Origin of the sequence: Alteribacillus sp. JSM 102045 (assembly GCF_041949975.1) — a bacterium.
Classification (GTDB): domain Bacteria; phylum Bacillota; class Bacilli; order Bacillales; family Marinococcaceae; genus Alteribacillus.
In genome coordinates, this window is the sequence record NZ_JBHFQG010000034.1 from 20,028 (window position 1) to 38,918 (window position 18,891).

General features: G+C 38.2%; 19 protein-coding genes and 1 pseudogene. 17 read left to right on the top strand and 3 right to left on the bottom strand.

The features are described 5' to 3' along the window. Positions 1-49: 49 nt before the first annotated feature. Positions 50-1,471 carry a PTS system trehalose-specific EIIBC component gene (gene treP / locus ACE1TI_RS17515; protein ID WP_375008845.1) on the bottom strand — a complete coding sequence of 474 codons (1,422 nt, stop codon included), beginning with the start codon at positions 1,469-1,471 and terminating at the stop codon, positions 50-52. Between the two features lie 286 nt (positions 1,472-1,757). Between treP and ACE1TI_RS17520 the strand changes: the two genes are divergently transcribed. From ACE1TI_RS17520 to ACE1TI_RS17540, 5 genes are all read left to right on the top strand, one after another. Then, the gene (locus ACE1TI_RS17520; protein WP_375008846.1) at positions 1,758-2,330 is read left to right on the top strand and encodes a chromate transporter; all 573 of its coding nucleotides are present in this window, start codon (positions 1,758-1,760) and stop codon (positions 2,328-2,330) included. After that, complete coding sequence (locus ACE1TI_RS17525) at positions 2,327-2,860, top strand: chromate transporter (RefSeq protein ID WP_375008847.1); 534 nt, start codon at positions 2,327-2,329, stop codon at positions 2,858-2,860. Before ACE1TI_RS17520 ends, ACE1TI_RS17525 begins: the two co-directional genes overlap by 4 nt. A 42-nt stretch (positions 2,861-2,902) precedes the next feature. Beyond that, complete coding sequence (locus ACE1TI_RS17530; RefSeq protein WP_375008848.1) at positions 2,903-3,316, top strand: alpha/beta hydrolase family protein; 414 nt, start codon at positions 2,903-2,905, stop codon at positions 3,314-3,316. Between the two features lie 10 nt (positions 3,317-3,326). Beyond that, a complete protein-coding gene (locus ACE1TI_RS17535) occupies positions 3,327-3,668 on the top strand; it encodes a hypothetical protein (RefSeq protein WP_375008849.1) in 342 nt (113 codons plus the stop codon). A 300-nt stretch (positions 3,669-3,968) separates the two neighbouring features. Then, positions 3,969-5,471: a BCCT family transporter gene (locus tag ACE1TI_RS17540; RefSeq protein WP_375008861.1), complete on the top strand. Its 1,503-nt coding sequence runs from the start codon at positions 3,969-3,971 to the stop codon at positions 5,469-5,471. 60 nt (positions 5,472-5,531) lie between these two features. Here the strand turns inward: ACE1TI_RS17540 and mreBH are convergent, their stop codons facing one another. Together mreBH and ACE1TI_RS17550 are read right to left on the bottom strand one after the other, a co-directional pair. After that, a complete protein-coding gene (mreBH, locus tag ACE1TI_RS17545) occupies positions 5,532-6,539 on the bottom strand; it encodes a rod-share determining protein MreBH (protein WP_375008862.1) in 1,008 nt (335 codons plus the stop codon). A gap of 332 nt (positions 6,540-6,871) precedes the next feature. Next, positions 6,872-7,581: pseudogene (locus tag ACE1TI_RS17550) on the bottom strand (lipoyl protein ligase domain-containing protein). Positions 7,582-8,243: 662 nt separating this feature from the next. Between ACE1TI_RS17550 and ACE1TI_RS17555 the strand changes: the two are divergent. The 12 genes from ACE1TI_RS17555 to ACE1TI_RS17610 all read left to right on the top strand — a co-directional run bounded on the left by ACE1TI_RS17555 (position 8,244) and on the right by ACE1TI_RS17610 (position 18,677). Then, positions 8,244-8,951 (top strand): phosphoadenylyl-sulfate reductase, encoded by a 708-nt coding sequence (locus ACE1TI_RS17555; protein WP_375008850.1) that lies wholly within the window; start codon positions 8,244-8,246, stop codon positions 8,949-8,951. Positions 8,952-8,977: 26 nt separating this feature from the next. Next, positions 8,978-10,120 carry a sulfate adenylyltransferase gene (gene sat, locus ACE1TI_RS17560; RefSeq protein WP_375008851.1) on the top strand — a complete coding sequence of 381 codons (1,143 nt, stop codon included), beginning with the start codon at positions 8,978-8,980 and terminating at the stop codon, positions 10,118-10,120. A 38-nt stretch (positions 10,121-10,158) separates the two neighbouring features. After that, positions 10,159-10,755 carry an adenylyl-sulfate kinase gene (gene cysC, locus ACE1TI_RS17565; protein WP_375008852.1) on the top strand — a complete coding sequence of 199 codons (597 nt, stop codon included), beginning with the start codon at positions 10,159-10,161 and terminating at the stop codon, positions 10,753-10,755. A gap of 58 nt (positions 10,756-10,813) precedes the next feature. Then, on the top strand, positions 10,814-12,250 hold the full coding sequence (gene cobA / locus ACE1TI_RS17570) for a uroporphyrinogen-III C-methyltransferase (protein WP_375008853.1): 1,437 nt from the start codon (positions 10,814-10,816) through the stop codon (positions 12,248-12,250). Positions 12,251-12,290: 40 nt separating this feature from the next. Next, on the top strand, positions 12,291-13,061 hold the full coding sequence (locus tag ACE1TI_RS17575; protein ID WP_375008854.1) for a sirohydrochlorin chelatase: 771 nt from the start codon (positions 12,291-12,293) through the stop codon (positions 13,059-13,061). Beyond that, positions 13,054-13,515: a precorrin-2 dehydrogenase/sirohydrochlorin ferrochelatase family protein gene (locus tag ACE1TI_RS17580; protein WP_375008855.1), complete on the top strand. Its 462-nt coding sequence runs from the start codon at positions 13,054-13,056 to the stop codon at positions 13,513-13,515. Before ACE1TI_RS17575 ends, ACE1TI_RS17580 begins: the two co-directional genes overlap by 8 nt. Before the next feature lie 153 nt (positions 13,516-13,668). Next, entirely contained in the window at positions 13,669-15,399 is a 1,731-nt protein-coding gene (locus tag ACE1TI_RS17585; protein WP_483860656.1) for a M20/M25/M40 family metallo-hydrolase, read from the top strand. Positions 15,400-15,455: 56 nt separating this feature from the next. Continuing rightward, complete coding sequence (locus tag ACE1TI_RS17590) at positions 15,456-15,734, top strand: MATE family efflux transporter (RefSeq protein ID WP_375008856.1); 279 nt, start codon at positions 15,456-15,458, stop codon at positions 15,732-15,734. A gap of 59 nt (positions 15,735-15,793) precedes the next feature. Beyond that, on the top strand, positions 15,794-16,435 hold the full coding sequence (locus ACE1TI_RS17595) for a thiamine diphosphokinase (RefSeq protein WP_375008857.1): 642 nt from the start codon (positions 15,794-15,796) through the stop codon (positions 16,433-16,435). A gap of 96 nt (positions 16,436-16,531) precedes the next feature. Further along, on the top strand, positions 16,532-17,839 hold the full coding sequence (locus ACE1TI_RS17600; protein ID WP_375008858.1) for a Na+/H+ antiporter family protein: 1,308 nt from the start codon (positions 16,532-16,534) through the stop codon (positions 17,837-17,839). 61 nt (positions 17,840-17,900) lie between these two features. Then, the gene (locus ACE1TI_RS17605; protein WP_375008859.1) at positions 17,901-18,053 is read left to right on the top strand and encodes a hypothetical protein; all 153 of its coding nucleotides are present in this window, start codon (positions 17,901-17,903) and stop codon (positions 18,051-18,053) included. A gap of 414 nt (positions 18,054-18,467) precedes the next feature. Then, positions 18,468-18,677, top strand: a complete 210-nt coding sequence (locus tag ACE1TI_RS17610; RefSeq protein ID WP_375008860.1) for a DNA primase — start codon at positions 18,468-18,470, stop codon at positions 18,675-18,677. Positions 18,678-18,891: the final 214 nt, after the last annotated feature.

Genomic DNA, 18,891 nt, shown 5'->3' on the forward strand with positions numbered 1-18,891 from the left:
CTTCCCCCTAAGGGAAGCCAATGGTAAAACTATCCTCAGAACAGAGCGCTTATACTTCAACTTTTTTTAATTTTACATAAAGATATGTCAACTCAAACGGCACGACGATTGAGATGACCATGCCAATGGCAAAAGGGAGCCAGTATTGCGTATAAATAGAGAAGATTCCTGGAATGCCGCCGACGCCGATAGAAGTAGCAAGTACACCATTTACAGTAATGAAAACAGCGGCTACAGCTGAACCAATGACGGCACAAACAAATGGAAAACGATAACGCAAATTAACACCAAACAATGCTGGCTCCGTTACACCTAAAAAGGCCGAGATACCTGATGACAAGGACAATCCTTTAAGTTTTTCATCTCTTGTCGCTATCATAATTGCAAAGGCAGCGGCACCTTGCGCAATATTAGATAAAGCAAGAATAGGCCATAAGAAAGTACCTTCCAAGTTACTGCCAATTAATTGCAGGTCAACAGCTAGGAATGTATGATGCAGCCCTGTTACTACCAATGGGGCATAAAGAAGTCCATAGAGTAACCCGCCAACAGCTGCAAAGTTATTAAAGGTGTTTACGAAGAAATCGGTAATGACGTTACTTATTGTAAACATAACCGGTCCTATGACGATAAAAGCCAAAAATCCAGTGATCAAAAGGGCTCCTGGTGCGACAATTAACATAGATATCGCATCTGGAACTCTTTTTTTAAGGAAAATTTCTATTTTTGCTAGTACATATGAAGCAAATAAGATAGGAAGAACTTGTCCTTGGTAACCAATTTTTTCGATGTCAAAACCAAACAAATTCCAAATTGGTACTTCTCCAGCTTCTTTCGCTTCTCCGTAACCATGTGCATTCAGGAGGTCAGGGTGCACGAGGACCAGCCCCATGACAATACCTAAGAGGGGGTTGCCTCCGAATTTTTTAACGGCGGACCAGCCGATTAAACCGGGCAAAAACACAAAGGCGGTACTAGCGATGACGTTAATGATATCTGCAAGATCTGCCCATTGTGTATGAACATCTACGACGGACTGACCTTCATAAAAAATATCCGGGCCGGTAAGTATGTTATTAATCCCCAGCAAAAGCCCAGCAGTAACAATAGCTGGTAGAATTGGAATAAAAATATCGGCCAGCATTTTAACGAGTTTTTGAAGCATATTCATGTTTTGTTCTGCTGCAGCTTTTGTTTCTTCTTTAGAGGATTCTTCTATCCCTGTGATTTTTATTAGTTCTTGATAAGCTTTTTCTACTGCACCTTGTCCAATTATCACTTGAAATTGGCCGCTTGTAGAAAAAGCGCCCCTAACAATGTCTATATTTTCTAGTTTTTCTTGATCAACTTTACTCTCATCATGAAGAGCAAAACGAAGCCTTGTGACGCAATGTGTGACAGATGCAATATTTTCTTCTCCGCCTATGGCTTCAATAACCTGTTCTACAGATTTTTTTGTCACCTTAGCCATTCTTTTTTACCTCCTAGTAAACGTTTTCATAATCTCTCTAACACGAAGCGAAAAATGGAAGGAATGTAGTAAATTCCAAGAATAAATCCGCTTACATTTGAGCTTGTATATACAAATATAAAGCAATTGTAGTTTAACTTGTATATACAAATAGGTCAACCATAAATTTTAAGCAGAATGGCTTAGTTCGAAATTTTGCTCTTAGTATAGGGAGGTTATGCTAAAATATAATAGAAATTATGAGGATCGAAATAAAAGATCAACAGGAAAATGAGGTGATGTTCAATTGCAGCAATGGAGAATTTTCATCGCTTTTTTTCGTTCAAGTCTGCTCGGTTATGGAGGAGGACCTGCAGTCATTCCATTATTCCATAAAGAAGTTGTCCAAATTTTGAAATGGATGGACGATGAAGAATTCAACGATATACTGGCTCTTGGCAATACGCTGCCCGGTCCGATTGCCACAAAAATGGCAGGATTTATCGGATACAAAATAGGCGGGATTGCAGGAATGCTGAATGCTGTAATTGCCACTATATTACCGACCATCGTGTTAATGATTATATTTCTAACAGTCTTAACTTCATACAAAGATCAGCCGTGGGTTCAAGGAATGGCGAATGGAGTCCTGCCAGTTGTTGGTGTAATGATGGCTGCATTAACGTGGCAATTTTTTAAAAAAGGGAAAGAGACTTCAGGGTGGCTGCAGGTGATTATTCTTAGTTTAATAAGTATCCTTTCCATTGTTATATTTCATATTCATCCGGGTGTGATTATAGCGGGTATTCTTGTTTATGCAATACTGAAACCTGTAAAAACCGAAGACCAGCAAAAGAGAACAAGGGAGGAAGTCAATTGATTTACATAGAAATATTCCTTGCTTTTTTTTGGCCCGGCATCTTAGGGTATGGGGGAGGTCCGGCTTCTATCCCTCTTATCCAGTACGAAGTTGTAGAGCGTTATGCATGGATGTCTAATGAAGAATTCAGTGAAGTACTTGCATTTGGAAATGCCCTCCCCGGACCGATAGCAACAAAAATGGCAGGATATATTGGGTATGATGTAGCTGGAATACCTGGAGCGATTGCCGGCACCGTTGCTACGGTGGCACCTTCCTTATTTTTGATGATTGTTTTGCTCCGTTTTTTAATGAAACATAAAGAATCGCCAAAGGTAAAACGCATGAGCACGCTCGTCCGCCCGACTATTGCGGTGCTGCTTGGGATTATAGCGTGGCAGTTTATTGGAGATTCTTTTCAGCAATCTGGGGCCATTCATACGTTGTTAATAGCTGCTGCAGGCTGGTTTGCATTAGAGAAATACTCAATTCATCCGGCATTTGTAGTAGCAGGCGGTTTAGTTTATGGTGCCATTTTTCTAACTCCTTAAAAAGGTTTTATTCCTTTAAAAGAAAGGAACAGGAAACTAAAGGTGGGTAACAAGGAGGAGAAATATGGAACAAAAGTGGAGTTTGAAAGTGATGGTTTATTAAAAGGGATGCTGACTATTCCGGATGCAGATGACAATTCTCCACTACCGGCAATTGTTTTCATTCACGGCTCTGGGCCGCTGGATAAGGATGAAAATGTAAAGAAATTAAAGCTTAATGTGTTTAACCGGTTAGCAGAATGGCTTGCTGATCAAGATATTGCAAGTTTGCGCTATGACAAACGCGGTACCGGGGAAAGATCTGGATCATACCACCGTAAAGGAGTATGGGACCTAATCAGCGATTCTGTAACAGCAGTGAGTTTTCTAAAAGCTCCTCCCAAAATTGACAGCAGTAAAGTATTTATTTTAGGGCATAGTGAAGGCGGGATGATCGCACCTGAAATAGCTAGTTAAAGGTGTTATAATGCTTGCATCTACTGCCAAACCGCTCATCGAGATTTTAATAGAGCAAAGTGAACGGTTTGAACGAGAAGTGAGCGAAGGCTCTAGCTTTTTGTACAAGTTTCTTCGGTTGATGAGAGCTCATAAAAACATAAGGAAAAGGCAAGAAAAATTTCTTGAAAAAACATTACATAATAAAAAAGACTTCTACCGCAGCGGCGGGATTGCTAAGGTGAATGCGAAATGGTTTCAAGAACATCGTGCATTTAACCCTGCTGATTCAATAAAATGCTGTAAACGGAGCGTAATAAAATTGCTCGACTTACAGAAGGACCAGCTGAAGTACATGTGGTTGATAATATGAATCACATTTTGCGCCTGCAGGATGAACCAGAAACCTTATTAAATATAAAAAAATTTATAAAAGATACGGTGAAAAAGAGCTCGCGCCCCATTATTAGATATTATACAGCCATGCCTATTAAAAATATATTGGAATGAAAAAATGAAAATAGATTAGGGTAAAAAAACCAATACCTGCAATCATTATTGCAGGTATTGGTTTTTTAGAAAGAAAAATAATATTTTACATCTATAAAGCACCATGTTATATTCGTTTTTTGTGTCAATAAGGAAGTGAAAAAAGTATGAAGGAGCGAATATTATTTTAACAAATAAACAAAACAGGCAGACGATAGATTGGACGGTTTTAGGAATTAGTGGAGGACTGCTTCTTCTGTTTGTTCTTATATCATTTTTAAATTTAGAAACTATATCTGCCTTTGTAAACATTTCTTTCGAATGGTCAGTAACCTATTTTGGAGCATTTTGGCAAGTGCTAATGCTTGCTACATTTATTGCAGCTATTTGGCTTGCTTTTTCTAAATATGGAAAAATAAAACTCGGTAATAGGAACAAGCCTGAAATAAATACATTTAAGTGGATAGCTATGATTATGGCGACGTTGTTAGCAGGAGGAGGAGTTTTCTGGGCTGCAGCTGAGCCAATGTATCACTTTATGGATGCTCCGCCATTGTTTAAAAACAGGAATGACCCCACTACTGCCTTGGCCCAAAGTTTTATGCACTGGGGGTTTTTAGCTTGGGCCATATTAGGGACACTGAGTGCAGTGGTGTTAATGTACGGCCATTACAATAAGTCTATGCCTATGAAACCTAGAACCCTGCTTTATCCAATATTTGGAGAAAAATTAAATCATAATTTGGCAGGTAAAATCATCGATGCTTTTTCTATTATAGCTGTGGCTGCAGGTACGATCGGACCGATTGGCTTTCTGGGACTTCAAGCAAGCTATGGATTGCAAGAAGTTTTTGGCATACCCGATGTATTTGCGACGCAGCTTGCTATTATCGTTGGCGTCGTACTTGTGTCGACAGTATCTGCTGTCACTGGTCTATATAAAGGAATTCAATGGCTAAGCAGATTTAATGTTCGGCTGGCGCTCTTTTTATTGGTTGTTGTTTTAATTGCAGGGCCCGGCAGCTTTATTATTGACCAATATGTTGTGTCACTTGGCACATATATTGATCAATTTATTTCTATGAGCACCTACAGAGGAGAGGATAGCTGGCTTGGATTGTGGACCATATTTTTCTGGGGGTGGTTTATTGGATATGGCCCTATGATGGCTATGCTGGTCAGTAGGATTTCAAGAGGACGCACGATTAGGGAGCTTATGATAGCTGTAGCTGTTATAGCCCCTCTTGTTACCACATTTTGGTTTACAGCAGTTGGGGGTTCAGGGATCTATTTTGAAATAGAAAATCCAGGATCCGTTTCTGATGCATTAATGGAAACCGGAATGCATGCAGCTATGATTTCCATTACAGAACAATTACCACTCTCATATATAATCACTCCTTTGTTTTTACTATTAACGATACTTTTTGTTATTACAACGACAGATTCTATGGCTTTTACTATTTCTATGGGAATTACAGGTGAAGGTAACCCAAAACGAGGCCTTCGAATATTTTGGGCGGTGCTAATGGGGTTGATTGCGACCATTCTTCTTTATATTGGAGAGGGAAGCGTAGAAGCATTACAAAATTTCATTGTAGTAACAGCAGTGCCAGTTTCTATCTTACTTCTGCCAATGGTATGGCTTGCTCCGAAAGTTGCTAAAAAAATGGCACACAAAGAATAATAAGAAAAAGCTGTTTGGGTAATTAAAACCGAACAGCTTTTTTACCTAGGATAAAAAATCTTAGACAGAGGCTTTTTGTAATTTGTCTATCATTTTTAATGACCGGCCTGTCCCAATAGCGACAGCTTCTAATGGATTAGGGGCTAAATGAACTGGAACGATAATTTTTTCACTAAGCCATTCTTGCATTCCGTTTAATAATGAACCTCCACCAGAAAGAATGATGCCTTGATCTACAATGTCACCACTAAGCTCGGGCGGACAGTTTTCTAACGTCCCTCGAATGGCTTCTAGGATGTGTTCGAGAGACTCTGCTATTGCACCGTGTATCTCGCTCGAATGTAATACAACAGACTTTGGAAGACCGGTAACAAGATCACGTCCTCGAATTTCGAGAGACTCCTCCTGATGATCAGGTACAGCGTTCCCTATATTAATTTTAATATCTTCTGCTGTTCTTTCTCCAATCAGCAAATTGTATGTTTTTCTCACGTAATGAACGATATCTTCATCTAAATTATCCCCGCCGCGGCGGATAGAATGAGAGGAGACAACGCCCCCGTAAGAAATAATTCCAACTTCTGTAGTTCCTCCACCAATGTCTACAATCACATTGGCTTTTGGTTCTTCTACAGGAAGATCAGCTCCTAATGCTGCAGCCACGGGTTCTTCAATTAAGTGTACATCTTTTGCTCCGCAGCTCATTACTGCATCTCTAATTGCACGCCGTTCTACTGACGTTGAGCCGCAAGGCGTACAAACTATTACTTTAGGTTTTCTTACGGAAAAACCAACATTTTTACTCGTTTTTTTCATAATTTGTTTTAATAAAGTTGACGTTACATCGTAATCTGCAATAACCCCTTGTTTGAGAGGTCTCATCGCTACAATTTGTCCAGGCGTTTTTCCTACCATTTCTTTTGCTTCTGTTCCTACTGCCAATACTTCACCTGTATCTGTATTTAAAGCTACTACTGATGGCTCATTTAAAACAATGCCTTTTTCTTTAGTATAAACAAGAATATTCGCAGTACCTAAGTCAATTCCAATTTCAGTATTTGATATCATCATAATTCACCCTTCTTCAGGTTAATAGTTCCCACTCGTAATTTTAAAGGGAAGTGAATAAAGCAGTAAGGGTCTAATAGATTAGAAAATCAGAATCACAAGCAGGGAAGGTAGATAGATCACAGATAAAAAAGGCCTAGTTTTTGTGAAAAGAAAGGATTTAATGACTAAAGGCTTGCATTCCAAAAGGTGCAAGGGATTTACTCCTGAGTTAAAAGGCCTTATTTTGGGAAAATAAGCAGAATTTTTAAAGAAATTGTAAGTTTTTGTGGAGATGTGTAATAAAAAAGAAATAAAAGGTTCCTTTTAAGGAACCCCTTTTTCTAAGTGTACTAGTAAAGTAATTGGAGAAATTCATGTTTGTCAACTAGACCAAAATAATCTTTTAAATCAAACGAAGTGATTGCCTTTTCAAAGCATCTACTTTCATACTTTGTACCTTCTAATGCTTTTTCAATATCTGTCACTTCTTTCACTCCAAAAACGTCACCGTAAATTTTACATGCTTGAATATATCCTTTTTTTACATTAAATCGAATATCAGTCAGTCCGGCGTCAAACTTTTTAGAACGCTGAATATCAAAAGGTAAGAGTTCCATGACCGAACATTCGGCCTTTGGAAGAAAACTGGGCGTTCCCAGAAATCTTTTTTTCGTTAACTTTTATATCATTTCGTCCTGACAGCTCAGCTGGGACTCCCATGCTGTTTAAAGCTTCAATAACGGGCTGGGTGAACTTTTTAAAGTTATGAAAGCTGTTGCCGTCATCTTTAGTTAGAAAGCTGAAATTAAGATTCCCTAAATCGTGGTAGACAGCCCCTCCGCCTGAAAGACGTCGGACAACTCGAATGTTATTCTCTTCCACGTAATCTACATTTATTTCTTCAATCGTATTCTGGTTTTTGCCAATAATGATTGAAGGCTCATTTATATAAAATTAAGTAAGTATCTTCTTGATCGAGATCCATATGTTGTAAAGCAAACTCTTTTATTGCAAGGTTAATATGAGGATCAGTAATACCTTGGTTATCGATAAAGCGCATATTAATACCCTCCAGCAAAAAGTTATTTTTGTCTTTGCCATAACTATAATATATATTTCATGTTGTTGAATATAAAAGATATAAGACGATTAAAGGAGTATATCTTTATTTTCTTCCTGTAAAAAAGAATGCTTCTTTATCATCATATCTCAATAGCTAGTAAATGAATGAATTGAATTTGGTACATCGAATAAAGACTATTATAATAGAATTAACTAGAAAGAAGAAAGTTGGGGGAAAATGAAGCGGCTGCTTCTTATTCCATGTTCAATATTAATTGGATTTTTTCTGCATTTAAATAGTGTTGAAACGCTGTCGGAAGAACCATCCCTAACTGAGACGGAGGAAACTTCCACAGCTCCTTCTGTACATATTGATTAAAAACGGTGCCGATAAATTAGTATCGTTTTTATTTTTCAGTCGATTTTAAGCTTCCGGCACCCAGCAGTTTAGCTCAAAGGGTAAGGGGCTCTGCGGAAAAAATTAATGTTTTCTAATATAATCCTGGCAAATAACCAGGATTTTTTCTTTTTGCATTGACTTTTTCAGACATACTATCTAAAATACTGTTTAACAAGTAAACATACAATCCTTATAAACATACTATGAATTAAAAATGAAAAACAAATGGGGCAATCCAGTTAACGAAAAGGAGGTAAGCTATGCTGACCTATCAAACTGCTGATAATACCCGGTTAGAAGAGGTCAATGAACAAGTGCTGGCTAGAAAAGAAGCTCTTGATGTTATTCGCTGGGGATATGATCAATATGGAAAAGACTTAGTTTATGCTTGCAGTTTCGGAGCAGAAGGAATTGTCTTAATTGATCTAATTAGCAAAATCAAATCAGATGCTGACATTATATTTTTGGATACAGATTTTCATTTTAAAGAAACGTACGAACTTATTGCCAGAGTAAAAGAAAAGTATCCATCGTTAAACATTAAAATGTTGAAGCCTGAATGGACACCAGCAGAACAAGCAGAAGAAGAAGGGGATCGTTTATGGGAAACCAATCCTGACCGCTGCTGTCAGATTCGTAAACTTAAACCTCTTGAAAACGAGTTGAATAAGTATAGTGCCTGGTTGTCTGGTTTAAGAAGAAATCAATCCCCAACACGCCAAAATACACAGTTTGTAAATAAAGATGAGCGTTTTTCCTCTATCAAAATTTGCCCGCTTATTCATTGGAGTTGGGAGGATGTATGGATGTATATCGAAACATTTAAGCTTCCTTACAATCCTCTGCATGATCAAAATTACCCGAGTATCGGCTGTGTCCAGTGTACAGCAGCTGTACTGGAAGGGGAAGATTTAAGAAGCGGGCGCTGGTCTGGCCAAGGGAAAACAGAATGCGGTTTGCATAAATAATTATTAATAAAAGGGAAGTGAGAATTATGACTTTAAGCGATCCTCATGGTGGAACTTTAATAAACAGAAAAGATTTTTCTAAGAACACAGCAAGTATCACTGCTGCGATTGAGCTGGATGATATTGCAGTATCTGATTTGGAATTGATTGCAAACGGAGCTTTCAGTCCATTAACTGGATTTTTAAACAAGAAAGATTATGAATCTGTCGTGGAAACAATGCGCCTGGCTGATGGCACGGTGTGGAGTATTCCGATCACTTTGCCGGTGAAAGAGGAAACAGCCTCCCTCCTTGCACAAGGAGACGAGGCACGGCTCGTATACGAAGGAACTACCTACGGAACGATTGTAATTGAAGAGTTATATACCCCGGATAAAGAAAAAGAGGCTGCTAACGTTTATAAAACAACAGAAGATGCTCACCCAGGGGTGAAGAAGCTGTATGAGTGTCCAGATACTTATGCAGCTGGAGCAGTGACCTTAGTAAGAGAAATACCTCATCAACAGTTCCAGACATATTATCTCGATCCTGCAGAAACAAGAGAAACTTTTGCCCAAAAAGGCTGGGAAACAATTGTTGGTTTTCAAACTAGAAATCCTGTCCACCGTGCTCATGAATATATTCAAAAAACCGCTCTAGAGACAGTAGACGGATTATTTTTAAATCCGCTTGTGGGAGCAACAAAAGCTGATGATATTCCAGCGGATGTTCGAATGGAAAGCTATGAGGTATTATTAAAAGATTATTATCCGCAAAATCGGACCTTCTTAGCTGTTTTTCCAGCAGCGATGAGATATGCAGGGCCGCGTGAAGCCATCTTTCATGCGATGGTTCGTAAAAACTATGGCTGCACTCATTTCATTGTTGGAAGAGACCATGCAGGGGTAGGCGATTACTACGGAACCTATGACGCTCAACATATCTTCCGGAATTTCACAGCAGAAGAATTAGGAATTAAACCGTTGTTCTTTGAACACAGCTTCTATTGCAGTAAGTGTGAAAACATGGCTTCTGCCAAAACCTGTCCGCATGGTAAAGAAGAGCATGTTATCTTGTCAGGAACGAAGGTCAGAGAAATGCTCAAAAACGGAGAGCATCCGCCCGCTGAATTCAGCAGACCAGAAGTAATTAAAGTATTAATCAATGGCATGAAAGAGACCGTATCATAGTTTCATATTAATTTAGGAAAAGAGGGGCAGTATCAAATATGGGAACTAAAAATATCGTATGGCATGACGCTTCTGTTTCCCGAGAAGAAAGAAATAAAAAAAATGGACATGAGAGCTTTGTGTTATGGTTTACTGGATTATCTGGATCGGGAAAATCTACGTTGGCTAATGCCGTTTCCAGAAAATTATTTGAAAATGATAAGCAGACTTATGTATTAGATGGCGATAACGTGCGTCATGGTTTAAATAATGATCTTGGATTTTCACCGGAAGATAGAAAAGAAAATATCCGGCGTATAGGAGAAGTAGTAAAATTATTTGTTGACAGTGGTCAAATTGTCAGTACGGCTTTTATCTCTCCGTACCGTGAAGACAGACAACAAGTTCGTGATCTCCTGGCTGAAGGCGAATTTATAGAAGTTTATGTAAAATGCAGCTTGGAGACTTGTGAAGAAAGAGATCCAAAAGGCCTTTATAAAAAAGCACGAAATGGAGATATTCCATCTTTTACAGGTATCACCTCTCCATATGAAGAACCGGAAGACCCCGAAATCATTGTTAACACTGAGGATTATGCTATCGAGGAAGCGGCTGATTTATTAATTGATCATCTAAAAGAAAAACAACTTTTCTAAGCCGTAGAGCTTTCAATTGGTTATTAATGAATGGCAAAAGAGGACAGGAGGATAAAGAATGAAAGAAGGAACAGTTTATTTGGTGGGAGCAGGACCCGGTGACGCAGGTTTAATTACTGTTAAGGGAGAAGAATGCCTGCGTAAAGCAGATGTTGTTCTTTATGATCGTCTTGTTAATCCTCTTTTGCTTGAGAAAACAAGGGAAAATGCAGAACGTATTTATTGCGGAAAGCTGCCTGACCGCCATCATCTTCGTCAAGAAGCCATTCAGCAAATAATGATTGAAAAAGCAAAAAAAGGACTTCAAGTTGTTCGATTAAAAGGGGGAGACCCTGGAATATTTGGCAGGTCAGGTGAAGAAGCTAATGCTTTGGTGGAAGCCGGGATTTCATATGAAGTAGTTCCGGGAATAACATCTGGAATCGCAGCTCCCCTTTATGCTGGGGTACCGGTAACACATCGGGATTATTCTGGAAGCTTCGCCGCTGTTACCGGACATAGTAAATCAGAAAATGGACAACCCTCGCCAAATTGGAAGGCATTGGCTAAAGGTATCGATACCATTGCATTTTATATGGGGGTAAAGAATCTTTCAACTATTGCAGAGAAGTTAATCTATTTTGGAAAGGCAGAGAATACTCCAGTCTTGATAATAGAATGGGGTACAACCGGAAGGCAGCGAGTGGTAGAAGGTAATTTATCTACTATTTCTAAAACAGCCGAAAAAGAACAAATTCAAAACCCTGCAATTACACTAGTTGGAGAGGTGGCAGCTCTGCGTAAAGACCTGTCATGGTTTGAACATAAAGCTTTACACGGAAGATATGTATGGGTGGTGAAAACTTCTCCACAGCCAGGCAGGATTGGCGACGTCTTAAGAGATAACGGCGCAGAGGTATTAGAGGCACCTCGTTTTATAGAAGAATCTACTAATTTACAATTACCAGAAAAAATAAATCATTATGATTCTCTTACCTTTTTATCTGATGAAAGTGTGCCGCTGTTTTTTGAAGCATTAAAAAAACAAAGAATAGATATCCGTAATTTGCCAAAAAAAATGTATGCCCGCTCTAAACGTACGAAAAAGAAACTGGAAAAGTATGGAGTTTTTCCAATAACAAAAACAAAACAGACTGTGGAGGATAAATGTTCTTTGCTTATTGGTAAAAAAGAAGATTTACCTGATAAAACAAATAATAAAGACCAATGGATAAGTCATTCACTCAAGATAAGCACTCAAACTCGAAAGACAACAGGAAGACTTATAAGTGATAATCTGATTAACACGATTGTACTTCCTTGTGCAAAAGCAGTGGATACTCTTCTTATTGAACTGGACGCTTTAGGAGTCCCTGCAGTAGAATGGTTAAAAAACAAAACAATTATTTGCTATGGGCCGCAAACCAAAGAAGCAGCTCAATCTGCAGGCTTAAATGTCTACAGTACATTATCTAAACCAGAAAGGGAAGAACTACTAAAAAGTATTTCCTTATAGAGCTGCAGTGCTTGCATATTTGTTAATAAAGGGTGATCCTATGCAAGGAGTACTTTATATTGGCCACGGAAGCAGAGTTAAAGAAGGAAATGATCAATTAAAAGAGTTTGTAGATTCGGCAAAAAGAGACATCCCTATTCCTGTTCAAGAAACATGTTTTTTAGAGTTGGCGGAACCTTCCATTTTGGAAGGAGCGCGCAGGTGTGTAGAACAGGGAGTGGATTCTTTAGCTGTGGTTCCTGTTCTATTGCTAGCAGCTGGTCATATCAAAAAAGATATTCCGGAGGAACTGGCCGAGGTAAAACGTCATTACCCAGAGCTCTACCTTCAATACGGAGAACCATTTGGTCTCGAAGCAAAAATACTTCAAGTATTGCAGCAGAGACTCGAAAAATTGGGATGGAAACCTGAACAGTCTGCTGATATTCTGCTCGTTGGCCGCGGAAGCAGTGATAAGCAGGCTATTAATGATTTTCTTGTAATTGCCTCACGTCTTAAAGAAGCAGTTGGAGCAGATCAGGTAGATACAGCTTTTCTTGCTGCTGCATGCCCAACTTTTGATGAAGGCCTTGCAAAAATGAAAGAAAGCTCTGCAGCTCACGTGTATGTGCTTCCTTATCTATTATTTACTGGTGTTCTTATGCAGGAAATGCAGCAAAAAATTGATATTGCTAATCAAGAAAGTACTGCCAACATTCACTTATGTGACTTTTTAGGATTTGATGAACAGCTAATTACAATACTGAAAAAGCGAACAGAAGAAACGCTCGAACTCCCAGAATTCTTGCCGGGCAGGGAAAAGTATGTTTAATTTCCCTGTTTTTATTGATCTTGAAAGTCAGGATGTAGTGGTAGTAGGCGGCGGGAATGTAGCTAATAGGAAAGTAAAGAAACTATTATCGGCTTCTGCAAACGTAACTGTGGTAGCACCAGAGCTTCACTCAGAATTAAAAGGCTTTTATGCTAACAGAAAGATTCATTGGATAGAAGAGCATTGTAAACCTGAACACTTAAAATCTGCTTTTATGATCATATCTGCTTCTGGAAATGAAGAAGCACAACATATTATCAACAGTACGGTTACTTCTCATCAATTAGTAAACGGGGCTGATAACCCTTCTATTGGAAATATATCTTTTCCTGCTTCTTTTGAAGAAGATGATTATCATATTGCTATATCCACAAAAGGAAAAAATCCATCTGCAGCTAAAAAATTAAAGCATCGACTTCAAAAATGGCTTCAATTAGAAAACAAAAAATATTAGACAAAAGGCTTCCTTTTATGGGAAGTCTTTATTTGTATTGCAGTTGATCCGAAATGAATATGGACGCATACTATATCAAATAACTTTCCTTGCGGCAAAATGCAAGGCAAGAGATAATAAAAAGAGAAGCTTTTTATAGAATGGGGGAGCAGGATGAGAAACTTGACAGAAGCGGAAAAGCTAGCAGATCTTTCTCCTAAAAAACTATTTCAATCTATTTCTCTATCAGAAGATATGTCTGAAAGTTTAGAACGGATAACAAATACATTAATGAAAATACCTAGTGTGACAGATACGAAGGGTGAAAAAGTCATCGCTGATTATTTATTCCAATTTATCAGTGAGTTTCCATATTTTAAAAGGCATCCGGCTCAAGTATGGGAGCAGCCTTTGCCTAATGATAGCCTGCACCGTAAAAATATATTCGCTTTAGTAAAAGGCGAGAATGTTTCTTCAAACAAAACGGTAGTGTATCACTCTCACCTGGATACGGTAGGTGTCAAAGACTTTGGTTTTTTAAAAAAGTATGCATTTGATTCGGCAAAGCTCTCTCAGTATTTTGCAGACTCAAGTATAGATAGGGTTTTAAGAGACGAAGCAAAAAGCGGCGACTGGTTGTTTGGGAGAGGCTCTGTAGACATGAAAAGCGGAATTGCTGTTCATCTGATGAACTTGTTTTCTTTTAGTGAGCAGACAGAAGAACTGAATGGAAATATTCTACTTCTGCTTAATCCTGCTGAAGAAAATGATCATTCTGGAATAATGGAAGCAGTACGGGAGTTTGGCAGATTACAAGAGGAAAAAGCACTGGAATTATTGCTGGCTGTTAATAATGATTACACTACCGCTCTCTATGATAACGATCCTAATAGATATATTTATACGGGTTCTGCTGGTAAAATTCTCCCTTGTTTTAGTATTTTTGGAAGAGAAGCACACGTAGGAGAAACCTTATCGGGTATTGATCCAACGTTTATTTCATCTGAAATAAACAGCCGCATTAGCTATAACATGAATTTAACCGAACGGATGGAAGGGGAGCTTGTTCTGCCCCCAACTTGTTTATACCAGCGGGATAATAAAGATTCCTATAACGTGCAGACGGCACTTAACAGCAGATTATACTTCAATTATTTTATTTATAAAGAAAGCCCTAAAAATATATTAGACGCCCTCATAAAAGAAACCAAGGAGGCATGTGAAGAAGTTAATAATCACATGAAAGACCAACATCGCAATTTTTTGGCTTATACTCATATGCCTGCTTCCGAGCATATTGACTGGGAAATTGAAGTGTTGACTCTAAAAGAATATTATAGCCGTTTAGAAGGTAAAGGTATTTCTCCAAAAGAGCTGTGGGATGAGGTCTTAAAAAGTAGTGAATCTACGGATAAAAGGGAACTGTGCTTTGAGTTAGTAGAAAGGCTATATGAAGAAGACCCAGATAAAAAAGCAGTAGTAATATTGTTTTTAGCTCCACCATTTATCCCTTATAATCATTTGGATGAAGGACAAAGAAAAGAAAAAGAAATACTAGATCTTTTACAAGAAACAATGGAAGAAGCCGAAAGAGAATCTGGGGAAACCTTTGTAATGAAACGCTTTTTTCCGTTTTTATCGGACAGCAGTTTTTTGTCATTGAAAGAAACTGGTGAAGAAGCGAATTATTTGTCAGACAACTTTCCAGAAATGGAAAAGATTTATCCTATTCCGATGCAAACGATTCAAGAGTTAAATTTGCCTGCCATAAACCTTGGCGTTTATGGTAAAGATGCTCATAAACGTTCAGAGCGATTGTTTAAACCATACAGCTTCAATACGCTGCCGGACTTGATTCAAAAAGTAACGCTAAAAATACTCAATCACGAGGAAACAAAATATTGAATAGAGGGACATTCATGTATCCAACATAAAGCACATTGGAAAAAAGGAAGCTGTTTATGAGGGTGATGCCCCCGATAATAATTACGATAATTACGAAAATTGGAATGTATAGCATGAATATGTTCGATACCATGATGACAGGAAGAGCAGGGCCAGATGAGCTGGCTGGTGTTGCCATAGGTGCGAGTATATGGGTGCGGGTGATTACTGGTTTTAGGCTGAGTGGGCTTCCACTAGGTTATGGATTATCGAATATAAATACGATTGGACCATTTTTGCTACTGGATTGGTTTGATTACTGCTTTAGCATGTGTGGCAGTAACGATGCTATTTAGGCTCAGGTATATTCAAAAGCCAGCGGAAATTTTAATCGAAAAGAAAGAAGGACCTGTTAATGAGAGTATTATTGTTTGCCGGAGGGACATTATTTCCGGAAGCTTTTCAGGAAATTAAAGAAAGTGACATATTAGTAGGAGTAGATAGCGGGGCATGGGCTTTATTGGAACATGGATTTTCTCCAGCTGCAGCTATTGGTGATTTTGATTCTGTTACTATGGAACAAGCTGAATATATTAAACAGCACTCCAAAAAAGTATTTAGTTGTGATGCATTTGATAAAGACAAAACGGATACGGAAATGGGTCTGGAATTTGCATTACATAAAAAACCGGATAAAATAATAATGTTTGGGGTGACCGGAACAAGGCTTGATCATACTTTTGCAAACATATTTCTTTTAGAAAAAGCTTTGGACAAAGGAATAGAGGCCGAAATTACAGATCCGCAAAACAAAGTTTCGTTAGTGAATCGATATAAAAAAATAGAAAAAGATACGTATACTTTTGTTTCCTTCCTTCCTGTATCCTATAAAGCGGCAGGAGTTACATTGAATGGTTTTTTATATCCATTGAAAGACGCTGTGCTGATTCGAAAAGAAACCTTAGGAATAAGTAATAAAATTACTGAAAAAGAAGCAGAAATATATGTAAAAAATGGAGTGCTGCTTGTGATAAAAAGTAAAGATGGGAAAGACTGACACTCCTTTTATTACAATTTAGTATTGCACCAGAGTTTAATGGCCCTTATACTTTAATTTGGCAGAGAGCTAAATGAAAAAAAGGGGTCTATTTTTATGATAACCGTTATTATTTCTGTACTTGTAATGATAATTCTAAGTCTTTTCCGCGTAAACGTTGTGCTGGCTATACTTGCTGCTGGTATTACAGCCGGGCTGATGTCTGGTTTAGGCCTGAATGAAGCACTGGATCTGTTGATTATCGGAATGGGAGGCCAGGCGGAAACAGCTTTGAGTTATATCCTTCTTGGGGTTTTTGCTATGATGATTGGCTACTCCGGAATAACGGGGGTCTTAGTTTCCTCTCTTGTACGTGTATTAAAAGGAAAACGCGGCTTTTTAATTATGGTAATAGCCGCGGCTGCTTGTTTGTCTCAAAATGTTATTCCCGTCCATATTGCTTTTATACCAATTCTTATTCCTCCGTTGTTAAAGTTGTTTGATGAAATGAATATCGATCGAAGAGCTGTGGCCTCAGCATTAACATTTGGTCTAAAGGCACCTTATGTTATGCTTCCTGTCGGTTTTGGTTTTATTTTTCATAACACCATTGCTCAAGAAATGGCAGCAAGCGGTATGGAAATAGAAGTAAATGATATTTGGAAAGCTATGTTTATTCCAGGGCTTGGAATGATTGCCGGTCTGCTCATTGCTGTTTTTATTACGTATCGCAAACCAAGACAATTAGAAAAAGAACCTAAAGCATCTATTGATCCATCAGGCTATCAACAAGCGGATGCTTCTAAATTCACCTTAAAACATACTCTTACAATTATAGCAGTCTTAGCAGCTCTTATTATTCAAATCGGGATGGATTCTCTTATATTTGGGGCATTAAGTGGTATTATTCTTATGTTTATTTTTAAAGTTGTGCCATTCCGCCATGGTGATGACATGGTTAATGATGGTGTGAAACTGATGGGAATGATAGCTTTTGTTATGTTGATTGCCTCTGGTTTTGCAAATGTTTTAGAGGAAACAGGAGCTGTAGATGACATGGTGGCAAATGCTGTTAGCGTAGCAGGAGGAGCGAATATAATTACAGCCGCTATTATGCTGCTGGCCGGTTTGGTCGTGACAATGGGTATTGGTACTTCTTTTGGTACGATTCCGATTTTGGCAGCTTTGTTTGTACCGTTTTGTATGAGCGTTGGTTTTTCCCCTCTTGCTACGGTTGCATTAATAGGAACGGCAGGTGCCATGGGTGACGCAGGTTCTCCGGCTTCTGATAGTACGCTTGGCCCTACATCTGGTTTGAATGCGGATGGAAGGCACCACCATATTTGGGATACTTGTGTACCAACATTTATTCATTACAATATACCATTGTTTTTATTCGGATTAATAGCTGCAGTTATATTATAATGAGAACACCGTCTAATGATAGGCGGTGTTATTTATAACATAATTAGAAAGGTCGAGGACAATGGGGATTAAAAGAATTTATGATGCCTGCCGCTTTTGGTTATCGATTAACAAAATAGAAGAAATTGAGAAGGAAATAAAGTTACAGCCAATGACAGAAATTAAAGACGTGAAACGGAAAGATCAGGAATATGAAATTCACTGCCAACAATAGCAAAAGAACGAACGGTTTACAAAAATGGAAGATAAAGTTATTTTAGCGACAGGTTACAAGCCAAACATACCGTCGTGGATAGAAAAATGAAAGATAAACACTTGTTTTTACAGATCAGCGATCTCACCATATCTATACATTGACTAATTTAGATCATTCACACGGCACAGCCGCAACTAATTTAGCTCTATCTGTTTTAAGAAACCAAACAATAATTAATGATATATGATACGATACAATTTTTCAGCAGTTTTCTTTTGAATAAGGAAAATGCATAATTTTTTATAAAACCGCACAAACTTTTAGCAGTCAACTTATCTTTCTTTTTGTGCGTGTTCGGAAGAAATTGTGAAATGGTGAAATTTTTGTTACCGGCAGCACAAAAATATTAAACATCATAAAGGAGGAGTTTTAATGAATAAGAAGTTACTTTACTCTGTTTTGGCAGGTATATTGGCTGTTAGTGTATTGGCTGCTTGCGGTGGAATGGAAGAAGAAGATCCGGCAATGGAGGATGACACTGGCGGCGAAGAAGATGTAGAAATTGAAGACGATGCAGAAAACGGTGAAGGCATGGAAGAAGAACAAGATCAAGGCATGGAAGAGGAAGAAGAGGAAGAATAATAATTACATTTCATTCAAAAGGGCCCTTTTTAGGGGCTCTTTTTTATTATTAAAAGTCAAAGGCTTACTTGAGCAGCAATGTTAAAATGGCTCTATTATAATTGTTGGGGTATGAAAAAATTTAGACATAAAAAAACACGCAAGCTCCAAAATCCTTTACACTTGAATTGTCCAAGAAACAAGAAAAAGATTGGAGTTGCGTGTAGATGCATTT